Genomic DNA, 23,821 nt, shown 5'->3' on the forward strand with positions numbered 1-23,821 from the left:
CTTATTGTTTATTCCTCTTTGAAAAGTCGACAAATTTCACATAGGCCATTGTTGTACTAGTAGAAACAATTGCAAAAACAATTGAATCAAATAGTAGAACCGAACTTACTTTTCCAGCGATAGGAAAAGGTATCTTAGTCCATATAGCACTTAAACCGGACTTACCAATAAACATTGGTGTGATGAAGACAAGTACTAGCAATAGAATACAAATGGCAACGATTGAAGAATAATTATCGTTCAACCACATCTTAGTTCTTGATTCACTTCGGGCAATGATGTGAAGGATCAAAGCTAAAGACATAAGTAGCCCACCAATAAAACCTCCACCAGGAAGATCATGTCCTCTTAAAAGAAAGATAAACGAAAGTATTCCTAAAAGCGGACAAACGACTTTAAAACTTCCTCGAATTAAAGATTCATTCACGTTTACCTCGCTTTGAGAAGATCGCTAAAACACCAATGATTGCAATAGCAACAACTAGAACTTCTCCAAAAGTATCCATCGCTCGATAATCCACTAAGATAACGTTTACGACATTCTCCCCTTTTGCAAGAATCTTTGAGTTTTCAAAAAAGTATCGACTAGCACTCAAATCAAACTTCATGCGATTTGCTATTGCAAATAACCATAGAGATAAACCAAAAAGTAATGCTACGATGAAATTTTTGAGTTTTATATTTCGCCTATAATTATCTCCATTAATCGGTACGGCCTTTATCAAAAAGAATACAAAGAAGAGAGAAAGTGTTTCAACCATTAGCTGTGTCATACTCACATCAGCGGCACTATGATAACCAAAGAATACGACTAGGAAGAAACCTGATATAACAAAGTAAAGGATTGCTTTAATATCAGAACGACTTAAGTATGCAAAAATAAGACCTCCTAGAACACCAGCTAAACATAAGGCCTTGGAAAGTGTAACGTCTATCTCAGGGATACTTATATTTGATATTCCAAATTGAGTACTTATAGTAAGTATTGCAAGGAATCCAACCGTACATCTTATATAGTGAGCAAAGTCTCCATTTACCATAAGAGAGTTCATCTTTTTGAATATATCAAGTGTACAATGAAGAGCTTTTACAAGCTTCGGCCATGGACTAAATTCAGAATACTTTTGAGATAATCGATCAAAACTTACAAAGTACTTATCGAGGATAAAGCTTCCTGAAATACTTCCTAGAATTGTTATAAGACTTAAGATAAGAACAATATTGTAAGGATATTCAAACCCATGCCATAACTTAATATGTGTATTGTCGTTGAAAAGGCCAGTATCAATTAAAACACCATCTGAAATACTACCTAAACCAAATAAATTAGGAGCGATCGCAACTAGTAAGGCCATCAATGAATATAATAATGGTGAGATCAGTAAGCTTTTATAAGCTTTAGCATGAATTGATCTTTCTTTGTCGACACGCTTTCTAGGCCAAGTAACTCGCAAGAGATTAATTGCTTGAATTCCCATAAAGAGATTACCTAGAAAGAAAGTTGGAGTAACAATCCATAAAAGTTCAGATTTAATACTCGTTGTATAAATAAACTCTTTAGCATAAAAACCGATACTCAAAGGAAACCCAACCATACTCATGGCACATAAAAGAGCAATAATGAATGGTAGGATACTTTTATTCTCACTATTAATAAGAGCTTCACGCTCCATCGTATTGTAAGCTTTTGCAAAATAGCCGACAAATTGAAATAGGCCCGCTTTATAAAAAGCATGCGCTACAACGAGTAATACAAAACTTATCATAGAGTAATCACTAGCAAGTCCAAGTAGAATAGCTAGCATACCGAGGATACAGATAGTTGAGTATGCCAACATGGTCTTAAAATTACCCTGTAAAAGGCATTGAAATCCACCATATAGAACAGTAATGACACCTGAATATACAAATAGGTCTTGCCATAGAATACTTTGAGAAAATAATGGAAATATTTTAACACCTAATAGCAATCCGGCTTTTACCATAGTCGCTGAGTGTAGAAAACTACTAACAGGAGTCGGCCCGGCCATGGCCAGTGGTAGCCAATAAGAGAATGGGAAGAGAGCAGATTTTGAAGCAATTCCTATAAATATTGCAAAAAGTGATAAGTTAAAATATTCATGTTGATGAAAGTTTGTAACCTTAAATAACGTTGGTAAGTGAAGAGATTCAAAAAATGTTAAACCGGATTCCATCCCTATTTGAGAAGTCATCATTATTCCGGCCAGAAGAAAGAGTCCTCCTCCAACAGTAGTATAGAGGGCCCACTTTGCCTTCTCCTTAACTTGTGAATCTTCATTCTTAAGTCCAATCAAGAAGAACGAAGTAACACTTGTCATTTCCCAAAATAAATAAAGTAATAATAGGTTTGCGGAATATATAATTCCAAACATTGAAATAGTAAAAAGAGTAAGGGATGTATAAAAAACAGTTTTAACTCGAGAAGAATAGCTCTTCATGTAAAAGTAACTATATAGAAAAACCCCTACCCCTATTATGGCAACAAGAGTACCAAATAAGTTATCTATACTTGTAGCTGAAAATAAATTATCCATTAGTATTTTCAATGTGTTCCTTCGTACAAACTTACGAATTTGATTTTAACAGCATTATAAGATATTAATAAAATATATAAAAATAATCTTTAGTATTGAAAAAATTAATAAAAGGTTAAGTATGAAATGGATTAATTATCATCATCTTATATACTTCAGAGAAATCGCCAGACAAGGTAGTATATCTAAAGCTTCAGAGGTTTTAAAGGTTGGACAACCCGCCTTAAGTACTCAACTAAAAAACCTAGAGGAATACTTGGGTGTACAGCTCTTTGAACGTAAAAGAAGAAAAATGGTATTAACGGGGCCTGGAAAAGTTGTACTCGAGTACGCCTCTAAGATAAATTCACTAGGTCAAGAGTTAATAGAGTTAATTGATGACAAGGTGTTTACTAATGAGATTCACCTAAGTATTGGTGCGCTTGATAGTATACCTAAACACTTAATATGTGACATTGTTGACTTGGCCCATCGTAAGACTGGATGCTTCCTTTCAATTTACGAAGGATCTCCTGATGAACTGTTAAGGCAGTTAAAGACACATCAAATCGAAGTCATGATATCGGATCAAGAAATTAACAAGCTAGAAAGACATAATATCTTTTCCAAAAAGATATTAACAAAACAAATTAGTGTCTACGCTTCAGCTGAATATGAACATTTAAAGAAAGGCTTTCCTAAATCACTTGATGGTGCACCTTGCATTGTTCCTACTTCCCATTCAAAAATTAGAAGCGATGTGGAATATTTCATGCATGAAAAAGGTGTTAGGCCAAAGATTATTGCAGAAACTCAAGATACTTCACTTCAAAGAATCTTAGCAACACGAGGCGATGGTCTAATCTTCTTACCTAGTTTCATTACAAAAGATCTCGTAAACGATAAGAAGCTTGTAAAAATTGGGAACCTGAAAGGTGTAACGACAAGTTATTATTTGATATATAGTAAGAGAATTATTGAGAATCCTGCATTGGACTTCATTCTTAAGCAGAACTTTGAGAGAATGAGGCTACGTTAATTAAAATCATAGCCTCATATTTTTAACTGTTAAGCCTTTTTGTACTTGTCTGCATTAGACAATTGTTCGTTTTTCTTTTTTGCCACTAAATGATCGGCCGTAACGCCTTTGTTCTTATCTTCTCTTTTATTCATTTTTCCGGCATTAATACGATAGTCTCGTTTCGATGATCTTACTTTAATAAATTTTTGTATCGAAATATACACTCCGATCACAGCTAAGCACGAAAGTAAGAAAATGATTTCGTTGGCACTCATTAAATGCTCCTTTGTTTATACCTTGTCTTAATATACAGGAACAAGTCACTTCAATAAAATATATATTGCCAATAGGATGTATTAATTTATTCAATAGTAATTTTTTCAACTTTAATTTACTTATGAATAATAACAGGCTCTTAACACAAACTGTTAGAAAATATTATGATTGTATAAAGGATTCATTCATTACTGGAGTGATTTGAGCAAGAAAAAAGAGGGAGAATGTTAATCTCCCTCTGTGATATGTCTTTAGAAGAATTTTACAACGTAAGTGTGAACAAAGTAGCCTACACCCAAGAGAACAATACCGCTTGAATAACAACTCCAAAACCCTAGATTAAACTTTTGTGCCAAAAGAAATGGAACAAAGAATAATAGAGAGACAGGAATTGCAACGAATACACTTTTTGCATATTCAACAGACTGACTTGAATCTCCCCACTCTAAATGAGAAAACGCTAATGCAAGTAATGTTGTTAAGGGAAGGGCCGTAATAAAGCCGGCCAATCCAGTTTTCTTACCTGATAACCACGAAACAAAACTAATTAAAATAGCCGCAACTACTGTCTTTCCTATTGCTAACCACATATTACTTCCCCGTAAAGTTTGCTGCAACAAACTCACCTGTTAGTTTTAAAAAGATATAAAGCTTCTTACCTTTTACACCTTTTTCATTATTAAATGTAACAACCCATTCAGTCTTCTTACCAAATTCTTTCTTTACTGATGTATCATAATTTGCAGCCTTCCATGACTTATCAATCTTGCCAGAACTAATAAGTCTTAGCATATGATACTTCCCAACTTCTTTACTCTTTTCTTTAGAGATTGAAACCTTTTTATGAGAGTGACTATGGCCATGAGAATGTCCATGACCATGTGAATGACCAGTTCCTGCAAATGTCAAACTACTTACACAAAGTAGAATTAAAAGTGATAGTTTTTTCATATTTTCTCCTTATAAATTATCATGTTGATATTCTTGCTCATTTTCTAATTTCATATGGTGGTGTATATGATTGTCTTCACTAAAGCCAAACTCATCTGGCCCAGAGGTATGAAGATAGCCATGTAATTGCATTAGAAGAAGCATGAAACCTGCTAGCATTATCCCATCATTAAATACTCGTGAGAGCCTTTTAAACATATGATGACGACGTAATTGTGTGATAATCAAAAGCATAATCGCAAGGGCCACGATCTGCCCAAGTTCAACCCCAACATTAAAAGAAATAATTCGCATTAGCATACCACTTCCCTTTTCTCCCAGAGGAAGTTGTTGTAAACGAGTAGAAAGGCCAAATCCGTGTATTAGACCGAAGATAAAAACCATCCACAATAAACTTGGCGACTTATTCATTCCAAAGTATTCTTGAAAGCCTTTATTATTATCAAATCCCTTGTAAATAACAGAAATAGCAATAACAGCATCAACTAACCAATAATTAGCTGTAATCCCCATAAAGGTTGCAAAGATTAAAGTAATACTGTGACCGAGTGTAAAAATACTTATAAATCGCACAATATCTTTAAATGTTTTTAAAAAGAAGATAACCCCAAATAAGAAAAGTAAGTGGTCATATCCTGTAATCATATGCTCAGCACCAAGCCAAACATATCTTAATAGGCCACCATCTATCATGGCCTGTTTTGCTTCTTCACTAATTCCGTGTGCAAATAGATTTGCAGAAAAAAGAAGAGGCACAAATCCGCGTATTAACTTAGACATTAATTCTCCTAGTAAAAAAATATAAAAATGAATCGTTATTTTTTTAACAAATAGGAGGCTTAAACAAGTTATTAGGTAAGAATTTTGAAACGAGGCTTTTTTCCAAGAATGTACTTTTATTGACTTCGAGAAATGGAGTCGTAAAGCTTATCTTAGAAAGATTATATATTTGAAATTCTGAGTTAGAGATTTTTCTCGTACCATGGTGATGCTCGTGCTCTTCACCATCTTCAGAGTGTTTATGTGAATGAGTATGGGGTTCATCATCAATATTATCATGATGAGTTTGGTTAATATTTTGATATTTAATTAGATGTTGATCAACCGAACTAACCCCATCATAAATAGAAGCAAGTGCCTTTGCCTGAACACACAGACAAATTATCAGTATAAATATATTTAAATAAAGCTTCACCACCTAGCTATTTTAATAGAATTCTTAATATATAGTAAAGAAGTAAAGCCCTTTATAAGGAATAATTGCGTCATTACCGAGAGGTATTAATCATTAGCACATGTGACCGCTTACGATACCCTGTGCATTTTTCATTGATGTCTCATATGTATGAGAAACTTCATGAACAAGACTATCAACACAGCACTCAAGCATGTCTTTATCTTGTAAACTTAAAACTTTTTGATTTGTTAACTTAGCAATCGTATTGATAATGTAAATCAAATCAAGTCTTGTAACTTCATGGTTATGATAATCAAGATTGAAATCAAATTCATTACAATTGATCTTCTTTTCTAGATTGATCAAAGCCTGCTGTAGTTTGTTTTCACAAGTAGCGATACGAATATCTTCTAAATGAGAAATTGAGATAAATTTTGTAATCCCCTCTTTTTCGAATCTAATTTCAAAAAAGTCACTAATACCATCATACATTTTGAAGATATTAGTAATTTCACCAACACCGCTTTCTAAAGAATAAACCTTAGTTTTATTTTTAATATAGTCATTTAAATCGATAATCATACTTTCCCCTTTGATTAGAACTTTTTTGTAATGGCGCCATAAATGACGCCCAGTTGTTCAAATAAAAGACTAGTAACGATTAGTTCTTTCTTTAACTCGTGTTTTTGCTAGATTAACAATTAATGGTCTTCCCATAAATTCTTGGTCATGAAGTTCAGTTATAGCTTTTTTAGCATCTTCTCCATTTTCCATTTCAATAAATCCAAAGCCTCTACCACGGCCAGAGTCACGATCTCTAATTAGGTTGATACTTACAACTTCTCCAACATTAGAAAAAAGTGTTTTTAATTCAGAATCTTCAATATTATATGAAAGGTTTCCTACGTAGATGTTTGATTTCATTTTTACCTCCAAGGTAAGTGATGAGACTATGATGTCTCTCTCGTAAAAGGTTACGAGTTATATTTAAAATATTTTGGTCTAGAGAAGTTTATAAAACAGTGATGATGAGCTACATGAGCTATAAAGACGTCTTCGGACTCTCTTAGTATACACTACAATGTCTTTAATAACAAACAAATGCTTTTGATCTATGATTACACAGCCTTAGATGATGATATTTTATAAAAGAAGGATTTATAGAATACTCGTTTTATCTTCCTACAGTGAGAATAACTGTCTCTCTTTGCCAAAATAAGAGAAATCGCTTTTTTTCGATAACTTGAAAAACCACCTGCCAACCTTGTGTGGCCAAGAAATTAATTCTAGCTTCTAGTTTTTTTACAGGAATATTAGAGGCGCCTAAGAATACCGTTCCTAGGCCGCCCTCTGAAATTGTTTCGACTTTATACTCTTTAAACATCAACGACCTATTCTATGCAACAGCAAGTTGAGGCTTTAGTAAATCGATAACCTCGATAAGGTTTTTCGATACAAAATCAACTTCTTCTTTTGTCATCATTCCATGAAAAGGAAGAGCTAGTGTTCGTGTACTAATATCAATTGTATTTTCTAGCCCAGAGGTATCTACTTTAAAGTTTTTCATAAATGGTTGCTCATGTATTGCATCAAAGTATGCTCGAGCAGGAATCTCTCTTTTTCCAAGCTCTTCAATAACAGCATCTCGGCTTATACCACGTCCAAGTTTGACCACATAGACAAACCAGCTCATCGTCACCCCTTCATCAATTACTTGAAGAGTAAGATTCTCATGCCCCTTTAGGGCGTCATTATACATATGAGCAACGCGCTCTCTATCATCAAGAATTTTATCAATTTTATTAAGTTGAGTAACACCAAGTGAAGCACTTAGCTCACTCATTCGGCAATTAAACCCTAGAAAGTCGTGCTTGAGCCATCCCCCCATGCTACTTCTTCCTTGGTTTCTTAAGGCCCTTACATGCATTGCCACTTCTTCGTCATCAGTAACAAGTATTCCACCCTCACCTGTTGTGATTTGCTTATTTGGATAAAACGCAAATGTAGAAACATCTGCAAATGTACCAACCATTTTTCCATCTATTTTTGCACCTAGTGCTTCACAAGAATCATCTATCGTTTTGAGGTTGTGTTTCTTAGCAATTTTACAAATCTCTTTCCAATTTGCAGGATGACCAAAGATATCAACACCAAGAATAACCTTAGTTTTATCCGTTATCTTTGCTTCAATATCTCTTGGACATACACAATGAGTAACGTCTTCAATATCAGCAAAGACAGGAGTTGCACCTGCATGAAGAATAACTGAAACAGATGAAACAAAAGTATAAGAAGGTACTATTACTTCATCTCCCTCTCCTACGCCAAGGGCAAGAAGAGCTAAATAAAGAGCAGAAGTACCAGAGCTTACAGCGACTGCTTCTTTAACTCCAATATAATCCTGAATATTTTTTTCAAACTCTTCAACCTTTGGTCCAAGAGAAAGAATACCACTTTCTAGAACTGAAACAACACCGTCAATATCATCTTTTTCAATAACAGGCTTTGCCATTGATAATCTAATATCTGCTTTTTCAACTTCTTTATTCACAGGTAATCTCCTTACTGGCTGACCTATATAAGTCCCCGGCTTATCAATATTTTTAATAACACTAGAATTAAGTCCAATAACAACTTCAGAACATATTTTTACAAGAGGTTTTACGACAGAGCCTGCTCCAACCATAGTCAACTCACCAATATGAACTCCTCCGCAAAGAGTTGTATTAGGACAAATATGTGAGAAGTCCTCAACGACACAATCATGCTCAACAATAGATCCAGTGTTGATAATGACATGATTACCAACGACAGCGTTAGGGCCAATATATGCACCACTTAGAACAACAGTTCCATGGCCAATGACAGCACTTTCATGAATCGTAGCACTAGGATGTATAATCGTTTCCCATTTAACTGATAAGTCTTGTGAAAGCTTCTTTCTAATTGAATTACTCCCAATTGCTAGAACCCCACGAACTCCTGTAATATTCACAGGCAGAGAATCTGTTAAAATTGCTTCCTTATAAGAATGAAGAGCTTGAATATTATCTAAGTTTTTATCATAGATTGCGTATATATCTTGGCCACTTTCCTCGGCCGCAAATTGTACTGAAAGCGAATGGCCACCACCCCCAAATAAATAAAAAGGATGATCGAATCGTTCCATACTCTTTGTTTTACTAGAATTAATACCGACAGGCTTAATCATCTGCTTTATTGTCATTAAAATTATTTTAATATCAAAGATGAAGGACTGTTTTTCAATATAAGAGATATCAAATTTAAACTTTTCATTCCAAGAAAGAGAGTTTCGACCTGATACTTGAGCAAGACCAGTTAGACCAGGTTTTACATCGTGTCTTCTCGCCTGCTCTTTTGTATAGAATGGTAAATATTCTTTAAGAAGTGGTCTTGGGCCTACAACACTTAAGTCACCAAAGAGAATATTAAAGAACTCAGGGAGCTCATCAATGCTAAACTTTCTTAGCATTTTCCCATAAAAGCCAATTCTTTGTGACTCATCAAGTGAAGTATCAAGACTCATCGTTCTAAACTTAATCATTTTAAAAATTTTATTTTTGTAACCAACACGCTCTTGTATAAAGAAAACTGGGCGCCCTTGAATAAGTAAACTTAGAAATGATACGAGGACTAAAATAGGAGAAGTAATTCCAATTGCAAAAATTGAAAAAGCAATATCAAAGGCTCTTTTCACTACCCGGCCTCACCAAGCTGAACAATAAAGCCAGACTTATTATTGATCGTATTATTTGTTTCGTTTATTAATTGCGACATCTCCAAAATACAATTTTGGTCATTCTCAATTGCGGCCAGAATAATTTCATTAATACGCTTCATTAGCATTTTACGAGAAATCTCATCATCAACGTTGCTACCACAGTCGCAATTTGGAAGAGTGACAATATCATCATGAGAAGTCTGATGTTCCTCACCAGTTAAATAAAGTTCTTCAAAAAGCTTCTCGCCTTTTTTCATTCCAGTAAAAACGATATTTAGGCTATCAAGAGTCTTCCCCATTGTTTTTGCAAGTCTTTCAACAATATCAATGATACGAATAGGCTCACCCATCTTTAAAACACATAACGAAGCATTCTCAGACACTGTTAAGCTATTTAGAACAAGTCCCACAGCTTCAGGAATAGTCATAAAATAGCGCTTCATTCGAATATCAGTAATAGTTACTTTTTCATTATTTAAGATCTGATCCATTACAATTGGAATTAGAGATCCACTTGAGCCAAGAACGTTTCCAAAGCGTACTGCACGATACTCACAACGACTCTCCTTTGCATAACAAGCTAAAAGGATTTCACATAACCTTTTAGTGGCACCCATTACAGAAGTTGGGTTAACGGCCTTATCTGTTGAGATTAGAATAAAGCTCTTTATAGGAAATTCTTTTGAAAGATCTAGTAAGTTCTTAGTACCTAAAACATTATTTACGATTGCTTCTTTTGGATTACTCTCCACTAGTGCCACATGCTTATAGGCTGCTGCATGAAAAATATAATCAGGACATGAAGTTTGAAAACAGCTTCGTAAGGCTTCCATGTTTGTGATATCAATCATGCGTGGAATAATCTTTGTATTTTCAAGGTTTAATGCTTTAACCTCATTTGTAATTTTAAATAAGTTGTACTCACAATTTTCAATTAGAACAATTTCTTCAGGCTGCATTAATGTCAATTGTCTAACTAATTCTGAACCGATACTTCCACCTGCTCCAGTTACACATACTTTTGCAGATCCAATTGAAACGGCCAGCTCAGAGAGGTCCACTTCCTTAGGCTCTCTCCCAAGAAGTGAATTAAGCTCTAATTTATTAATTTTAAAGTTTTGACCCGAAAATAGGTTTGCTTCTGAAATCGTAACTGATAGCTCATTACATACATCTTTAATAAGCTTAGACTTATTAAAATAGTTGCAATCAATAATGATAACTTCTTTGATTTTAAATTCTTGGATTACTTCTTTTAAGTTCTCAATCTTTCCAAGAACCTTAAACTTTCCTTTAACGAGATTGACATCAAAATCATCAACGAACCCAACGATATTATGTGTTTCTTTATTAACATGATTTGCTAGAGAGACTGCTTTCTTATCGCTTCCAATAATAAGTGTTCTTTGAAAGTTGTGATTATTTGCGTTTTCAAAAATTAATTTACGAACAATTCTCGAGATAAGCATAGTCACAAGTGATACAGAATAGAGACTGAATAGAAACTGCTGATCAACATTAAAAACAAAGTGTAATGAAAAGCAAGTTGCAGTTAGAGCAGTAGCTGCTCTTAAGATACTAAATGGAGTCGTATGCCTCCAAGAGTCTAAATTACTCTGTGTTACAACACTGAAGAAGATAAAAAGTGAAGTGAATTCAAGATAATTGTCGAAGAAAGACTCTTGCCTCACCAATCCTAAAACTACTAAATATGTATTAATAATTAGCAGATCCAAAACTGGTCTAAAGAATATATTTACGACATAGGAAAAACTCACAAATACCCCACACAAAAAGTTAAATAAATTTTAGCCAGACGCGCTATAAACATCAACAAGGTAAATTTATCCTTAATGTAAATAAAGTTGCGTTAAGTTATTATTAATAGGAATGAAGAGCATCTTAAAAAATAAAAGTTTGCCTATTTTTAATACAATAGGAATCGTTTCATATTCACTATGTCAGTGGGTAATAATTAAGATAATTAGTAATAATTATCCGACAGAGACTCTCGGGGACTACGCACTTTCACTATCTTACCTTGCACCACTCACTCTCTTCTTCTGTTTCTCACTAAGAAATTTTTTTAACAGTCATAATGAAGAAGTAAATGTCTCGGATATTTTTACTCATAGAATAGTGTCAACGATAATTTACTTTCTTTGTTCTTTATTAATATTGAAATTGTTCGTTCCAAACGTTGATAACAGTGTATTTATTCTATTAATGCTAATAAGAGGTGGTGACCTACTCTCTGACTTGGCCTATACAGTTAAACAAAGACAAAAGGATATACGCTATATTGGTGTAAGTCTTTCCTTGAAAAGTCTTTTCATAATCATCATTTGTCTTGTAGCCAATATTCAAGCCAATATGGCCATTGATCATTTCTTAATAGGAATACTGTTAATTACAACAATCTTCTTTGCAATTGATCTAAAGACCTCTATACGAAGTTTTTCATTTAAAACTGATTATATAAAGAGAATCACAATCCTAACCACTCCCCTTGCCCTGGCCTCTCTTGTTAACTCTGTAAATGCAAATATTCCACGATATCTTCTAGACTTCTACTATGACAAAACAAGTGTTGCCATCTTTTCAACATTTTTCTTTTTCTATTCTTCAATAATTATAATTACAAACTCGTTCATTCAAGTCTCACTTAATAAGTTATCACTATCACTTAATAGTCAGGTAGAGACACGAAAAATGATTAAGTCATATATTATCTTTGCTTTTATGACTTCTTTATCATTCATTCTATTTAATGAACTCATTGGTCAATTCATCTACAATTTGATCTTTGGTACAAAATACACTGAGTATGCCCATTACCTACATTATTTGAATATAATCATTCCTCAAGCAATTGCTATTATCATGATAAACTACTTTGTGATTGCTTTAAGATCTTATAAGACGAGCTTTCTCTTCACTTCTTTAACCTTAATCGTTCACTTTGCGGTGGCCATGGTTTTAATTAAAGGTAGTGAAATAGAAGGTAGTTTTGATGCATTCATTATTGCTCAGGCATTTTATATTATAATTAATATAGTTTTTATCACAAAGAAAGTTAGAGAATTACGACATGAATTTTGAATTAATCGAATATCATTTTTATCTATGTCTAATAATTCTCGTTATAAAGTTTTTCATCAATGGTTGGAAGGACCATTTAACATACTTTATCTTTTTCTACTTTTTCTTTTCAATGGGTCCGATTCTAAACCTTATCCTCGGAAACGGAATCTACTTTGGAACACCTAAGGACTACATCCATATAGCAAGTACGAACTTCCTATGCGCCATTGCAACGATGTCGACTTTATCAGTGCTAATAAGGCCAAAAAACACAGAAATTGAAGAAGTTAGAGAAAACTTCCCTCTTCTAAACTGGATCTTTATCGCTTTTATTTTCTTAGCAGTTTTTAATATTACAAAAATTGTAACGATTGGTCTCAATATAGACAAAGTTACAAAGATCTCATTAATTGGTAATTCGATACACTATATCTATCTCTTACTACAACTATTTCTTACGTCATTTTATTATTTGTGTAGAAAGAATAAAACAAGAAGATTCTATTTTTTAAACTTCTTTACTTATATTGCATACTGCTTGGTTACAGGAGAAAGAGATTTCATTTTCCCGTTATTTTCAATCGTAGGACATCTCCTAATTCACCATCGAACAAGTTTTAAAAAGAAGCTAATTCTGACCTCATCACTATCTCTTCTTGGGATTGGTGGTACTTTGATATTCTTACTCAGAGATGCTACTCAGAAAACAACGAACTACATTGAATCATTTCTTAATCAGGGATCACTTTTATTCGTAAACGCGTTTACAGCAAAAATGGTTGATATAAAATATAACTTCTTTTACGGAGAGACTTATCTACACAGCTTCTTAAGTCTACTTCCAAGCTTTATCTATAAATCTTCTTATAATAATCTTGCCTGGTTAAAAGATAATTATGCCCCTGGTGGAGACTCTGGATATGGATTTGGCCTAGATGCTGAAGGATATATGAATTTTGGATATATTGGCGTTATTATAACATTTGCCATTATCGTTCTAATACAAAGATATTGTAACTATAATATTAATCGTGGAAAGTTCTTTAAATACTATAGTGTATTCTTTCACGGATTTACGATGTATTGCTTTCGAAATGATTCCTTGGCCTTTTTTAAAGGGAATTTATACGCAATCATCATTTATTTTATAATCATTCAGGCCAATAATTTCATTACGAAAGGACAAGGAAAAGTAGCGACTCATGAATAAAGACATAAGAGTTATGCAAATTATAAAAACAACTGAAGGTGCTAGTTGGGCACTTCATCAAGTAAAGTCTCTTGTTCGTTGTGGGATTGATGTACATGTTGTCTTAAATAATAATACTGGTAAATTCTATAATGAATGGAAAGAAAGTGGTGCAACTATATATACCCTAGATTCAGTAATAAATCCTCTGCACCCTTTTAAAACTCTAAAGTCTATCTTCTCTTTAAGAAGATTAATTAAAGAAGTTAATCCTGATATCATTCATAGCCACTTCTTTATCAACACTATTCATATGAGAATGGCATCTTTTAGGTTAAAACCTACTCGAATATTTCAAGTTCCAGGGCCTCTTCATCTTGAACACGCTATCTTTAAATATATCGATCTATTTTCAGCAAGAAAGAATGACCGCTGGATTGCCTCTTCTAAACATATCAAAAGTCTCTATATCAAAAGCGGAATAAATGAAGAGCGTATCGATCTCAGCTACTACGGTAATGACTATAGTCAATTTAACTCTTCTGATAGTAATCTCTTAAAAAGAGATCATCATTTACGAAATAAATACGGATTCAAGGATAGTGACATTGTTATCGGAAATGTCTGTTATATCTATCCACCTAAGAAGTTTCTCGGACAAAAAGTAGGCCTTAAAAATCATGAAGTCATGATTAAGGCCATCGAAATTGCCAGGCAACAAGAGCCTAGAATAAAAGGGCTCTTCATTGGTGGACAGTGGGGAGATTCAACTTCATACGAACAATTGCTAAGACGATCAATTCCGGTCGATGAAAGAGAGAATATCGTTATCACTGGAAAGATCCCTCCAAGTGAAGCAGCAAAAGGTTGGCAAAACCTCGACTACGCTATTCACCTCCCCCTTTCAGAAAGCTGTGGTGGTGTTATAGAACCTCTTCTTGCACAAAGACCCGTTATAAGCTGTAAAACAGGAGGTATCCCAGAGATCATTATTGAAGGGTATACAGGCTTTATTACGTCACGAGATAATCCACAAGAAGTTGCTAATAAAATCCTAGAAGTAATTAAAGACAAGAAGAATGCGATTGAATATACATTAAATGGAAAAAATCTTGTTCTCGATATGTTTAATGTTGAAAGGACTGCCAAAGAGATTTTAGAAATATATAAGAAGATTATGAGTATACAAAATTCATATGAAGAATACTCTTCAAAGAAATATCTTAAAAGGGTCAACCCATAATGAAAAGATCACACTTTTTAAAACTTATTGGACTAAGTATAGCTGCACCAATATTTGGCCAAACAAGTACGAAGAAAAACTCTAAGATAAACACAAGTCGTGATAAACGCGCCGATGACATAACAAATTATGGAGCACTAAGTGATGGAAAAACAGATGCCTCAAGTGCTATCAAGGAATGTTTAAAAGCAAACTCAAGTGCCTACATACCTATGACGAAACACGGTTTTATCGCCGGTGATATCGTTGTGGATCAATCGAAAATACACGGTAATGGAACACTTATTCGCAAAAATAAATCAAGTTATACTCTCCTAACCAAGGGGAGCAATTGTGAAGTTAATGGGATTGTTTTTAAATCACAAGCTACAAAGTACACCAATGGAGTATCTGACATTATTATTGGAGAAAGTAGCAAAAGTATTAGAATTCATAATTGTAAATTTGAAAGTAGTCATTACTGTTCTATCTCAGCAGACAAAAATTCTGATTCAGATCTTAAATTAACTTATAAGTCCCCCGTTAAATCAATTGTCATCTCTAAAAATATATTCAGCGGTAAATATTCAAGGGCCTTGTATCTACACAGTGTTGAGGATCTCCAGATTATTGACAATATCATTAAGGAGACTTTATATGATGGTATTAGATTAAGACAGAGAATAAAGAAATGTATTATTTCAAAGAACTTATTTAATGATATCGGAATAAAGAAACATCAAGACTCACAAGATGCAATTGATACTTACTGGAGTGGAGAGGAGCTGATTATAAGTGATAATATCATTAAGAATTGCTCTAAGAATGCTATCGAGGTTAAGGGAGTCTCTCCGGATAGCACTGGTGCTACTGGAAAGGTGGTAATTTCAGGAAATGAGATTTTAAACACCGCTTATAGCGCTATTCACATATCTTCAGGAGCTAGCAAAACAACAAAGGTAAAAGACTTTGTCATTGCCAATAATATTATCAAAAAAGCAGGTACGGTTGGTGCCAAGAGAGGAAATGCTGCAATTTTCATAAGACATGGAGTTGAAAGTCTAGTTATTAGTTCCAATATTATTAGTGAGAATAATTCTAGAGGAATCTTCTTAGCGAACCTTGAAAAGGATCAAGGTGCCATAAAGAATGTCACGATTTCGGCCAATAACCTCGTTGATAATGGCAATAAGGATGAAGGATATGCAATTCTAAGCTCAGGTGTAGAAAATTGTATTATAAGTGCTAATAATATCGAAAATATAAATGGACTTCAAAAAGTTGCCATTGCAATTACCGATCAAAAGGATAAATCTAGCAAGGCCGTTATTAGCAGTAATATAATAAGTTCAAATCACAAGGAAACGATTTTCTACAACAAGAAGAATAAGAATATAAAAGTAGTGAATAATCTAATCAATTAGTCGATTTTCTTATAGATTAAGTATGAACCTAGTGTTGTCGCAAGAATTGAAAGAATTGATGTATACCAAATTCTATTTTCGTAGAATCGCTCTTTTCTTAAGTAGACAACGTCACCTGGCTGTAATTGAAAGTTGTGGCTATTGAAATCACCACCGCTACTAAGATCAAATTCAATTGTCTTAAGCTCTTTTCCACTCTTACGAGTAATTTTAACTTCATTTAAATTAGCATCACCTGTTGCTCCCCCAGCAAGAGAGAGACCGTTTATTAGGCTTGTTCCCTTTGGAACAAAGTGTAAACCTGCTGATTTTACTTCCCCCCAAAAGTTAGTCGGAATGAGTACTTCATTCTTAACTGACTTTGAAAAATAAAGTGAACCAGACTTCTTCTCAAGTCCTTTTACTTCAGTTGGTAAGACGAGTGAATTTAAGTCAATATTATTGGCCGCTTGCACGACTGGAGTGAAACAAAAGTTCAAGATGATTAAGCTAATAGTGATCAATTTCATAGAAATATCTTAATCAAACAAATAAACCTTAGCAAGAAACTTTTGTTATTTCAGGTGCTATCCCCAGATCTTTTGCGTCATGATAAAAGACTTGTATCTCTTCATGTGAATAGACTCGATCATCGAGGAAGTAACAGATGAAACAAGATACGAGGGCCGTGAAAACAGATAGGATTATACTCAATAAAATCAACAGCTTAAGTGTAAATTTCTTTTGATCCTCAATCTTTGGATTTAAAATATTAAAAGTTAAATAATTCTGTATTGAGTTTAGGCTATTACGCGTTTCTCTAATCTTATTTCTAATATCGACAATAGTACTCTTAAGAGGATTGAGTTGATCATTAGTAATAGTATTAAGATTTCTATCCTTTAATAGCTTATCTCTTTTTATCTTATTCTCACTAATCTGCTCTGTTAATTTACTAATTAGAATACTAAGCGTTTTCTTTTTTTGAATTAATTCTGGTATTTTTTCAAGTTCAATAGTTTTATTCTTCTTATCATCAGTTATAGAGGCATCACTTACCTTAAGTTTCTTAAGCTCATTGGCCAAGTCACTTCGCTGCTTTTTTAAGCTTACAATGATCTCTGAATTACCGGCCAATGAGCCAGACTTTAGTAAATCAATATTCTTAGACACATCTACAATCTGTTGCTCTATTTCAGCTTTCTTTCTAATTAATGAACGATCTTTTCCAGAAAAGGATACCTTTTTCATTTTTTTGTAAAACTTTAAGTCTGAGTCGACAGAAAAGAGAAGCTCTTTATTCTTTGCAAGGCTCTTTTCCTGCTCTCTTATAACTTCATCAAGGTCAGAGATTCTTGAATCAGCTCCGACATTGATAATATTGTGATTATCTAGGAGTTGCTTTTCATTCTTCTCTAATTCATTTTCAAGCGCCTGGATTTTTTCCTTTGCTAAAATGTAGTTTGAATTAAACTTAATGCTTTTTAAATTTTTAACAATAGAATCTTGAATAATTAGAGTCGTAAACTTGTTCTTACCTCTTGAATAAAGAACATAACCACCATAGCGAGGACTTTGCTTAATGCTATAATTATTTTGAATATTTTCTGCAATATATCGACTAATACACTCTTTGTTATACGAGCAGTACTCGTAAACTGAACGCAAGTTTTTCTTATCGCCATTATCATCTTCTATATAGAACTCATTAATATCTTCAACGGCCATAATATCTTGAGCGATACTGACTTTGAAGTCCCATCTTTCCACTAAAGAACGATAACTCTTTATTTCATCAATCTTATTAATACCAATTATTTGAGAGATTTTAGATTCTTGATTTACATTATCTAGCTTTGAATTGAAATGAATCTCTCTAACATAGTTCTTATCTTGATTAACATAAAAACTAACCAATGCACCAACACTTACTAAAACACATATTGAATTTACAATCCAATAACGTCTCAATAGAGTAAACAAAAGAGAGAAGTTTATTACTGAATCTTTATTTAAAAGTAGCGTCAGTTTTTTCATAGCATTTCCTCTTTAGCGTAAATCACTCCCCCTAATTTAACACCTAAAGACTTTAGATATTCAGTACTCTTTTTCACTGTACTAAGTCTAGTTTTACGCTCTCTTACAATGAAGTCACAATGTGAAGAAAGTAAAATAGGAGCTCTATCATCAACACCAAGATCAGTGAGTTCTTTATCATCAAGTAAGAAGATGACCTTATCAAATGTTGAAGTAATCTGTTTCATTGCACCAGCAAGAGCATGAGAGTTTCCAACAAATAAAGAAAGAAAATAGCTATAATTTAAAACTGAAATATTTTCTGATAGTTTTTTTGTATTTAGAGACCTTTTAGTAGGGCCTTTAAGTTCTATACTTGCCTCGTTAAGTGTTATGTCTTTAATATTTTGACCTATATCTTGATACGAGATAATTAGAACTTTCTTTTTAAAACATACATCAATACAGCTTGATATTGATACAATGATATCCTCAAGCCTTTGCTTATCGATCATCCCTACTATAGTTGAAACTTTACTTTCTTCTGATGTCTCACTAATTACGCGAGACATACTATGAAGGTCCTTTCTATTTTTGATACGATAGTAAATAGAACTCAAATCCTTCTTGCCCTCAGAAATATCGACTACATTCTCATTAATGATATTAGGATAATCATTTTGATTATGCATATTTTCAAAAACTAAGATTTTATTTTTCAAGCTACTTGTCATATGACCTCAGGACTTATTTAAAATCAAATTCGCCTTAATTATACATAATATTTATTAACACTTCCTTAAGGAGGTACTATATTCCACTCTCTAAAAGACATAGTGCAGGACTAGGGCATTTTCTACCACATAGCAGAATATAAATTTTATTGTGCATATAATGAGTGGATGGTTGAAACAAGTCCTACTACAAAACATAATAATATAGACTTTACTAGATTCACTTCTAGCCTGGGCCTATTCATCTCAAAAGACTCTTCAGACTTTATAAAGTGTATATTTAGCGCCCATAAAAGATCATCAAAGCCTGAGTTTCACAAGGGCAATACCTATTCAATCTATGAGATCACTGCCCTTACAAATACTCTTGCTATTACAAACGAAATCATTGATTTAGACGTAGATAATAGAATTATTGAAAATGGTTCAAGTCTTTCAATGGCCATCATTCTTGACTGGCAGCCCCACTTGAGAAAAGTCGTCACAATAACAATAGACGATGTTCATATGCTTCTTGACGAAGAATTAGAATATTTAAAAACAAAGAGTTTTAAAGAAGACGTTAGTAAATATTATCACCGCATACTATATACAAGTGAGTTTAAGTGAAAAAGCACAGTAGAGATTTTCAACGCTACCCATTTGAATCATATAAAATTGTCGCATATACGATTAAAGACAATAAGAGAGTTCAAGTAAAACTAATGAATATAAGCCTAGGTGGCTGTCTCATTAAAACTAATCTAAGTGAAAATATTGATAATCTATATCTCCACCTTGCTGATAAGCAAATCAAAATGGAATTAAACCAAGTATGGATCCAAAGTGATGGTGATCATAAACTTATTGGCTTCAAAATAAAGTTTAATGACTACTACAACTTCAACCTATGGAAAAGTTTAGTTCACTCCACTCAGAGAATCGAAAAGAAGTATAAAGAAAAGTATAATAAGAAAAAGAAAGAGATAAAAGACGTAAGTCTATAAGCCTGAGGTATTCATGGAAAAGAGTGTGTGTGTAATTGGTCTTGGCTACGTAGGTCTTCCGGTAGCATATAACTTTGCTAAGAAGTATCGTACAATTGGCATCGACATATCAAAAAAACGAGTTGAAGAACTAAGAAATCATCAAGATAGTACACGAGAAATTACGACAGACGAATTAAAAGCGCTTGAAATGAATTTTTCAACAAATATCGAAGATGCGTCTGATTACAACTTTTTCATCGTCACTGTCCCAACACCAATCGACAGTTTTAAAACACCAGATTTAACTCCTGTAATAAGTGCAACTCAAGCAGTTGCAAAAGTTTTAAAAAAGGGAGACACAGTCGTTTATGAGTCAACAGTTTATCCAGGTGTTACAGAAGATATTTGTGCAAAGATATTAGAAGAAAAAACAGGGCTTAAGTTTGGAATTGATTTCTTCTTAGGATATTCTCCAGAAAGAATTAATCCTGGAGATAAGGAACACACATTTACAAAAATAACGAAAGTAGTGTCTGGATGTTGTAGCGATAGTCTAAAAGAAATTGCTTCAATGTATGCAAGCGTAATTGAAGCAGATGTTTTTAAAGCGACTTCAATTAAAGTCGCAGAAGCCTCAAAAGTCATTGAAAATATTCAACGTGATGTAAATATTGGTTTAATCAATGAACTCGCTTTGATATTTGATAAAATGGATATTAATACTAGCGAAGTATTAGAAGCATCAGGAACAAAATGGAACTTCTTAAATTTTAAACCAGGTTTAGTTGGTGGCCACTGTATTGGCGTAGATCCCTACTACCTTTCATATAAATCAAAACAACTAGGAATTATTCCACAAATTATAAATGCGGGAAGAAGGGTTAACGATAGTATTGCTACACATGTATCACAAAAGGCAATAAAGCTCCTTATTCAGAATAATGTTAATGTAAAAGGTGCAAATATAGCAGTTTTAGGCTTAACTTTTAAAGAAAACTGTCCCGACTTAAGAAATTCAAAAGTTGAAGATATAATTAGAGAACTCAATGAGTATGCTACAAATACAATTTTAGTGGACCCACATTGTAATCAAGAAGAAGTCCTAATGAAATATGACAAAGAGATTCAAGAGTTTAATAAATTAAGAGATATTGATTTACTCTTAATAAATGTAGCTCATCGAGAGTTCTTGAACCTATCAGAAGAAGATTTAGTAAAAGTCTTTTCGGGAAAACCTCCCATTATAGTTGATGTTAAAAATATTTGCCCAAATACAATTAAAACAAATACCGAATACACATATTGGAGTCTTTAATGGATGAATCCTTACAACTTCTATCAGAGCAACTAAGAGAGAAGCCTAGAAAATGGCTTGTTACTGGTGCCGCTGGATTTATAGGGTCTAATCTTTGTGAGTTCTTATTAAATAATAATCAGATAGTAGTTGGTCTTGATAATTTTTCAAATGGAAGAAGAGAAAATATTGAAGAAGTAAAAATGGTCTGTAATGAACATATTGATAACTTTCACTTCCATGAGGGTGATATTAGAGACTTTGAGACATGTGTGAAAGTCTCAAAAGATGTTGACCACATTCTTCATCAAGCTGCTCTTGGTTCTGTCCCTAGATCAATTAACTCCCCTGACTTAAGTCATCAATCAAATGTTGATGGTACCTTCAATATGCTAAACGCAGCAAGACAAGCAAATGTAAAATCATTTGTCTTTGCTTCAAGTAGTTCAGTTTATGGTGACAATGAAAAAGATTTCAAAATAGAAGATTCAATAGGAACACAATTATCTCCTTATGCAGTAACAAAGCATGTATGTGAGCTCTATGGAAGAGTTTTTAATTTAACTTATGGACTCCCTACAATCGGAATTAGATATTTCAACGTATTTGGGAAAAGACAAGATCCAAACGGAGCTTATGCAGCAGTTATACCAAAATGGATAGAGCGAGCTCTAACCGGTAAAGAACTAGAGATTTATGGAGATGGAGAAACAAGTCGTGACTTCTGCTATATCGACAATGTTATTCAACTAAATATTAAAGCATCTCTAAATACAGATACGAATAACTTTGGACAAATTTATAATTGCGCCCTTAGCAAAACAACATCTCTTAATACACTATCAAAACTCATCCTAGACAATATAAAAGTATACTCAGGAAAAGAGTTAGTAAGTGAAATCACTTACAAGGATTTCAGAAAGGGAGATATAAAGAATTCCCAAGCTAATATTTCTAAAAGCATTGAAAAACTAGGATATCAACCAGAGGTTTATATCGAGGAAGGAATTAAAAGAACTGTTCAATATTATCTTTCTAAAAAAGAGAATATATAAAGTGAAAAGAGTAAATATCACACTGGATTTTAGATTCGTTAGATATAATGGCCAAGTTTGGACCAAGTCATCGTTCGATTATAAGTTCTGGCAAAGATACCTTATGACATTTGAGCACGTAAATATAATTGCACGGGTAGAAGACACTGACTCACAAGAAGGCCTAAAACCAGTAACAGGAGAAGGTGTATCGTTTACAGAGATCCCCTACTTTCTTGGGCCAAAAGATTACTTCTTTAAAAGAGGAGCAATAAGAAAGAAATTAAAAGAGATTATCTCACCTAATGAAGCTTATATTATGAGAGTTCCATCCACGATAGCAGATATTCTTCAACCACTTCTGATGAAAAATAATATCGAGTATGGGATTGAGCTAGTAGGAAACCCGTACGATACTTTTAAAAAAGGCTCTTACAAACATCCGCTAAGACTTTTTTTCCAGTACTGGCTAACAAAGAATGTGAAAACGCAAATCTTTCATGCAAAGAGTAGCTCCTACGTAACGAAGACTTTTCTTCAGGAACTCTACCCAAATCAAAATAGAGATAAGCAATTTAGCTATTCGTCCATTTCTCTACTTCCAGAGCACATTGTTGCAGAAAAAGAATCTTTTAATAAAAATAAGAAGCTTCTATTTGTTGGTTCTCTTGAGTACTTAGTAAAATCACCTGATACACTAATTAAGGCATTCTACAAGGCCTTACAAAGAAATAAAAACATTAGCCTAACAATAGTTGGAGATGGCAAGGAAAGAGATGGGCTTGAGAGCTTAGTGAAAAGCTTAGGATTAAGTGATAAGGTTACATTTCTTGGCTTTTTAAACGGTGGAGAAGAAGTAAGAGCTGTTCTTGATGAGCACGATATTTATATCCTCACATCAATTTCAGAGGGACTACCACGAAGTATGGTGGAAGCAATGGCAAGAGGACTTCCGTGTATTGGAAGTACAATTGGTGGCATTAAAGAGTTACTTGACTCAGATGACTTAGTTGATCCACAAAGTGTGGAAGAATTAAGTGAGAAGATTCTTGAGTTTTGCTCTAACGATAAAATGCTCAAAGAAAAATCAAAGAGAAATATTGAAGTCGCAAAAACATACCAAAATGAAATCCTTGACCAACAAAGAAAGTCATTTTATCAATCACTCACCTAATT

The 23,821-nt window shown here is 33.5% G+C and carries 25 protein-coding genes; 10 read left to right on the top strand and 15 right to left on the bottom strand.

Annotated features, from left to right (window positions below; all coding sequences use genetic code 11):
- Position 1 precedes the first annotated feature (1 nt).
- Together ACN5L8_RS05785 and mbhE are read right to left on the bottom strand one after the other, a co-directional pair.
- Complete coding sequence (locus ACN5L8_RS05785) at positions 2–427, bottom strand: MnhB domain-containing protein (RefSeq protein ID WP_334679019.1); 426 nt, start codon at positions 425–427, stop codon at positions 2–4.
- Positions 420–2,555: a hydrogen gas-evolving membrane-bound hydrogenase subunit E gene (gene mbhE / locus ACN5L8_RS05790; RefSeq protein WP_419172571.1), complete on the bottom strand. Its 2,136-nt coding sequence runs from the start codon at positions 2,553–2,555 to the stop codon at positions 420–422. The genes ACN5L8_RS05785 and mbhE overlap by 8 nt, the downstream gene beginning before the upstream one ends.
- A gap of 121 nt (positions 2,556–2,676) precedes the next feature.
- On the opposite strand from mbhE, the gene ACN5L8_RS05795 reads away from it, so the two are divergent.
- Positions 2,677–3,573, top strand: a complete 897-nt coding sequence (locus ACN5L8_RS05795; protein ID WP_115361219.1) for a LysR substrate-binding domain-containing protein — start codon at positions 2,677–2,679, stop codon at positions 3,571–3,573.
- 29 nt (positions 3,574–3,602) lie between these two features.
- Here the strand turns inward: ACN5L8_RS05795 and ACN5L8_RS05800 are convergent, their stop codons facing one another.
- From ACN5L8_RS05800 to ACN5L8_RS05845, 10 genes are all read right to left on the bottom strand, one after another.
- The gene (locus ACN5L8_RS05800) at positions 3,603–3,830 is read right to left on the bottom strand and encodes a hypothetical protein (protein WP_419172572.1); all 228 of its coding nucleotides are present in this window, start codon (positions 3,828–3,830) and stop codon (positions 3,603–3,605) included.
- Between the two features lie 252 nt (positions 3,831–4,082).
- Positions 4,083–4,421, bottom strand: a complete 339-nt coding sequence (locus ACN5L8_RS05805) for a hypothetical protein (RefSeq protein WP_419172573.1) — start codon at positions 4,419–4,421, stop codon at positions 4,083–4,085.
- Between the two features lies 1 nt (position 4,422).
- Positions 4,423–4,782 (bottom strand): DUF6488 family protein, encoded by a 360-nt coding sequence (locus tag ACN5L8_RS05810; RefSeq protein WP_334679016.1) that lies wholly within the window; start codon positions 4,780–4,782, stop codon positions 4,423–4,425.
- A gap of 9 nt (positions 4,783–4,791) precedes the next feature.
- Positions 4,792–5,562 (bottom strand): HupE/UreJ family protein, encoded by a 771-nt coding sequence (locus tag ACN5L8_RS05815; RefSeq protein ID WP_419172574.1) that lies wholly within the window; start codon positions 5,560–5,562, stop codon positions 4,792–4,794.
- A 43-nt stretch (positions 5,563–5,605) separates the two neighbouring features.
- Entirely contained in the window at positions 5,606–5,980 is a 375-nt protein-coding gene (locus tag ACN5L8_RS05820; protein WP_419172575.1) for a hypothetical protein, read from the bottom strand.
- A 90-nt stretch (positions 5,981–6,070) separates the two neighbouring features.
- Positions 6,071–6,541: a hypothetical protein gene (locus tag ACN5L8_RS05825; RefSeq protein ID WP_419172576.1), complete on the bottom strand. Its 471-nt coding sequence runs from the start codon at positions 6,539–6,541 to the stop codon at positions 6,071–6,073.
- A gap of 69 nt (positions 6,542–6,610) precedes the next feature.
- Positions 6,611–6,883 (bottom strand): RNA recognition motif domain-containing protein, encoded by a 273-nt coding sequence (locus ACN5L8_RS05830; protein ID WP_115361235.1) that lies wholly within the window; start codon positions 6,881–6,883, stop codon positions 6,611–6,613.
- A 250-nt stretch (positions 6,884–7,133) separates the two neighbouring features.
- Complete coding sequence (locus tag ACN5L8_RS05835) at positions 7,134–7,343, bottom strand: DUF4177 domain-containing protein (protein WP_115361237.1); 210 nt, start codon at positions 7,341–7,343, stop codon at positions 7,134–7,136.
- A 12-nt stretch (positions 7,344–7,355) separates the two neighbouring features.
- Positions 7,356–9,677, bottom strand: a complete 2,322-nt coding sequence (locus ACN5L8_RS05840) for a NeuD/PglB/VioB family sugar acetyltransferase (protein ID WP_419172577.1) — start codon at positions 9,675–9,677, stop codon at positions 7,356–7,358.
- The gene (locus tag ACN5L8_RS05845; RefSeq protein WP_419172578.1) at positions 9,677–11,479 is read right to left on the bottom strand and encodes a polysaccharide biosynthesis protein; all 1,803 of its coding nucleotides are present in this window, start codon (positions 11,477–11,479) and stop codon (positions 9,677–9,679) included. Before ACN5L8_RS05845 ends, ACN5L8_RS05840 begins: the two co-directional genes overlap by 1 nt.
- A gap of 400 nt (positions 11,480–11,879) precedes the next feature.
- Between ACN5L8_RS05845 and ACN5L8_RS05850 the strand changes: the two genes are divergently transcribed.
- From ACN5L8_RS05850 to ACN5L8_RS05865, 4 genes are read left to right on the top strand one after another with little or no spacing between them, the layout of a single operon-like run.
- Entirely contained in the window at positions 11,880–12,803 is a 924-nt protein-coding gene (locus ACN5L8_RS05850; protein ID WP_419172579.1) for a lipopolysaccharide biosynthesis protein, read from the top strand.
- Positions 12,793–13,995 (top strand): O-antigen polymerase, encoded by a 1,203-nt coding sequence (locus tag ACN5L8_RS05855; protein ID WP_419172580.1) that lies wholly within the window; start codon positions 12,793–12,795, stop codon positions 13,993–13,995. The genes ACN5L8_RS05850 and ACN5L8_RS05855 overlap by 11 nt, the downstream gene beginning before the upstream one ends.
- Positions 13,988–15,217: a glycosyltransferase family 4 protein gene (locus ACN5L8_RS05860; RefSeq protein ID WP_419172581.1), complete on the top strand. Its 1,230-nt coding sequence runs from the start codon at positions 13,988–13,990 to the stop codon at positions 15,215–15,217. Before ACN5L8_RS05855 ends, ACN5L8_RS05860 begins: the two co-directional genes overlap by 8 nt.
- Entirely contained in the window at positions 15,217–16,620 is a 1,404-nt protein-coding gene (locus ACN5L8_RS05865; protein ID WP_419172582.1) for a right-handed parallel beta-helix repeat-containing protein, read from the top strand. Before ACN5L8_RS05860 ends, ACN5L8_RS05865 begins: the two co-directional genes overlap by 1 nt.
- On the opposite strand, the gene ACN5L8_RS05870 is transcribed toward ACN5L8_RS05865, so the two are convergent.
- Genes ACN5L8_RS05870 through ACN5L8_RS05880 form a run of 3 tightly spaced genes read right to left on the bottom strand, consistent with a single transcriptional unit; the run spans position 16,617 to position 19,349 of the window.
- Positions 16,617–17,129 (bottom strand): polysaccharide biosynthesis/export family protein, encoded by a 513-nt coding sequence (locus tag ACN5L8_RS05870; protein ID WP_115361251.1) that lies wholly within the window; start codon positions 17,127–17,129, stop codon positions 16,617–16,619. The two genes, ACN5L8_RS05865 and ACN5L8_RS05870, sit on opposite strands and share 4 nt — an antisense overlap.
- A gap of 28 nt (positions 17,130–17,157) precedes the next feature.
- The gene (locus tag ACN5L8_RS05875; RefSeq protein ID WP_419172583.1) at positions 17,158–18,636 is read right to left on the bottom strand and encodes a hypothetical protein; all 1,479 of its coding nucleotides are present in this window, start codon (positions 18,634–18,636) and stop codon (positions 17,158–17,160) included.
- A complete protein-coding gene (locus ACN5L8_RS05880; protein ID WP_419172584.1) occupies positions 18,633–19,349 on the bottom strand; it encodes a hypothetical protein in 717 nt (238 codons plus the stop codon). Before ACN5L8_RS05880 ends, ACN5L8_RS05875 begins: the two co-directional genes overlap by 4 nt.
- Positions 19,350–19,517: 168 nt before the next feature.
- On the opposite strand from ACN5L8_RS05880, the gene ACN5L8_RS05885 reads away from it, so the two are divergent.
- From ACN5L8_RS05885 to ACN5L8_RS05905, 5 genes are read left to right on the top strand one after another with little or no spacing between them, the layout of a single operon-like run.
- Complete coding sequence (locus tag ACN5L8_RS05885; RefSeq protein WP_419172585.1) at positions 19,518–19,958, top strand: hypothetical protein; 441 nt, start codon at positions 19,518–19,520, stop codon at positions 19,956–19,958.
- Entirely contained in the window at positions 19,955–20,335 is a 381-nt protein-coding gene (locus ACN5L8_RS05890; protein ID WP_419172586.1) for a PilZ domain-containing protein, read from the top strand. Before ACN5L8_RS05885 ends, ACN5L8_RS05890 begins: the two co-directional genes overlap by 4 nt.
- A gap of 13 nt (positions 20,336–20,348) precedes the next feature.
- The gene (locus tag ACN5L8_RS05895) at positions 20,349–21,632 is read left to right on the top strand and encodes a nucleotide sugar dehydrogenase (RefSeq protein WP_419172587.1); all 1,284 of its coding nucleotides are present in this window, start codon (positions 20,349–20,351) and stop codon (positions 21,630–21,632) included.
- Positions 21,632–22,666 carry an NAD-dependent epimerase/dehydratase family protein gene (locus tag ACN5L8_RS05900; RefSeq protein ID WP_120404354.1) on the top strand — a complete coding sequence of 345 codons (1,035 nt, stop codon included), beginning with the start codon at positions 21,632–21,634 and terminating at the stop codon, positions 22,664–22,666. The genes ACN5L8_RS05895 and ACN5L8_RS05900 overlap by 1 nt, the downstream gene beginning before the upstream one ends.
- A 1-nt stretch (position 22,667) precedes the next feature.
- Positions 22,668–23,819 carry a glycosyltransferase family 4 protein gene (locus ACN5L8_RS05905; RefSeq protein ID WP_162929534.1) on the top strand — a complete coding sequence of 384 codons (1,152 nt, stop codon included), beginning with the start codon at positions 22,668–22,670 and terminating at the stop codon, positions 23,817–23,819.
- The last annotated feature ends 2 nt before the right edge of the window (positions 23,820–23,821 follow it).

The organism is Halobacteriovorax sp. (assembly GCF_048381875.1).
GTDB lineage: Bacteria > Bdellovibrionota > Bacteriovoracia > Bacteriovoracales > Bacteriovoracaceae > Halobacteriovorax_A > Halobacteriovorax_A vibrionivorans.

What these genes read in the sequence shown, in the direction of transcription:
- ACN5L8_RS05855 (WP_419172580.1), top strand. Translation starts at nt 12,793, where the DNA reads ATGAATTTTGAATTAATCGAATATCATTTTTATCTATGTCTAATAATT.
- ACN5L8_RS05870 (WP_115361251.1), bottom strand. Translation starts at nt 17,129, where the DNA reads ATGAAATTGATCACTATTAGCTTAATCATCTTGAACTTTTGTTTCACT.
- ACN5L8_RS05815 (WP_419172574.1), bottom strand. Translation starts at nt 5,562, where the DNA reads ATGTCTAAGTTAATACGCGGATTTGTGCCTCTTCTTTTTTCTGCAAAT.
- ACN5L8_RS05800 (WP_419172572.1), bottom strand. Translation starts at nt 3,830, where the DNA reads ATGAGTGCCAACGAAATCATTTTCTTACTTTCGTGCTTAGCTGTGATC.
- ACN5L8_RS05825 (WP_419172576.1), bottom strand. Translation starts at nt 6,541, where the DNA reads ATGATTATCGATTTAAATGACTATATTAAAAATAAAACTAAGGTTTAT.
- ACN5L8_RS05810 (WP_334679016.1), bottom strand. Translation starts at nt 4,782, where the DNA reads ATGAAAAAACTATCACTTTTAATTCTACTTTGTGTAAGTAGTTTGACA.
- ACN5L8_RS05830 (WP_115361235.1), bottom strand. Translation starts at nt 6,883, where the DNA reads ATGAAATCAAACATCTACGTAGGAAACCTTTCATATAATATTGAAGAT.
- ACN5L8_RS05860 (WP_419172581.1), top strand. Translation starts at nt 13,988, where the DNA reads ATGAATAAAGACATAAGAGTTATGCAAATTATAAAAACAACTGAAGGT.
- ACN5L8_RS05805 (WP_419172573.1), bottom strand. Translation starts at nt 4,421, where the DNA reads ATGTGGTTAGCAATAGGAAAGACAGTAGTTGCGGCTATTTTAATTAGT.
- ACN5L8_RS05865 (WP_419172582.1), top strand. Translation starts at nt 15,217, where the DNA reads ATGAAAAGATCACACTTTTTAAAACTTATTGGACTAAGTATAGCTGCA.
- mbhE (WP_419172571.1), bottom strand. Translation starts at nt 2,555, where the DNA reads ATGGATAATTTATTTTCAGCTACAAGTATAGATAACTTATTTGGTACT.
- ACN5L8_RS05835 (WP_115361237.1), bottom strand. Translation starts at nt 7,343, where the DNA reads ATGTTTAAAGAGTATAAAGTCGAAACAATTTCAGAGGGCGGCCTAGGA.
- ACN5L8_RS05875 (WP_419172583.1), bottom strand. Translation starts at nt 18,636, where the DNA reads ATGAAAAAACTGACGCTACTTTTAAATAAAGATTCAGTAATAAACTTC.
- ACN5L8_RS05795 (WP_115361219.1), top strand. Translation starts at nt 2,677, where the DNA reads ATGAAATGGATTAATTATCATCATCTTATATACTTCAGAGAAATCGCC.
- ACN5L8_RS05895 (WP_419172587.1), top strand. Translation starts at nt 20,349, where the DNA reads ATGGAAAAGAGTGTGTGTGTAATTGGTCTTGGCTACGTAGGTCTTCCG.
- ACN5L8_RS05885 (WP_419172585.1), top strand. Translation starts at nt 19,518, where the DNA reads ATGGTTGAAACAAGTCCTACTACAAAACATAATAATATAGACTTTACT.
- ACN5L8_RS05880 (WP_419172584.1), bottom strand. Translation starts at nt 19,349, where the DNA reads ATGACAAGTAGCTTGAAAAATAAAATCTTAGTTTTTGAAAATATGCAT.
- ACN5L8_RS05900 (WP_120404354.1), top strand. Translation starts at nt 21,632, where the DNA reads ATGGATGAATCCTTACAACTTCTATCAGAGCAACTAAGAGAGAAGCCT.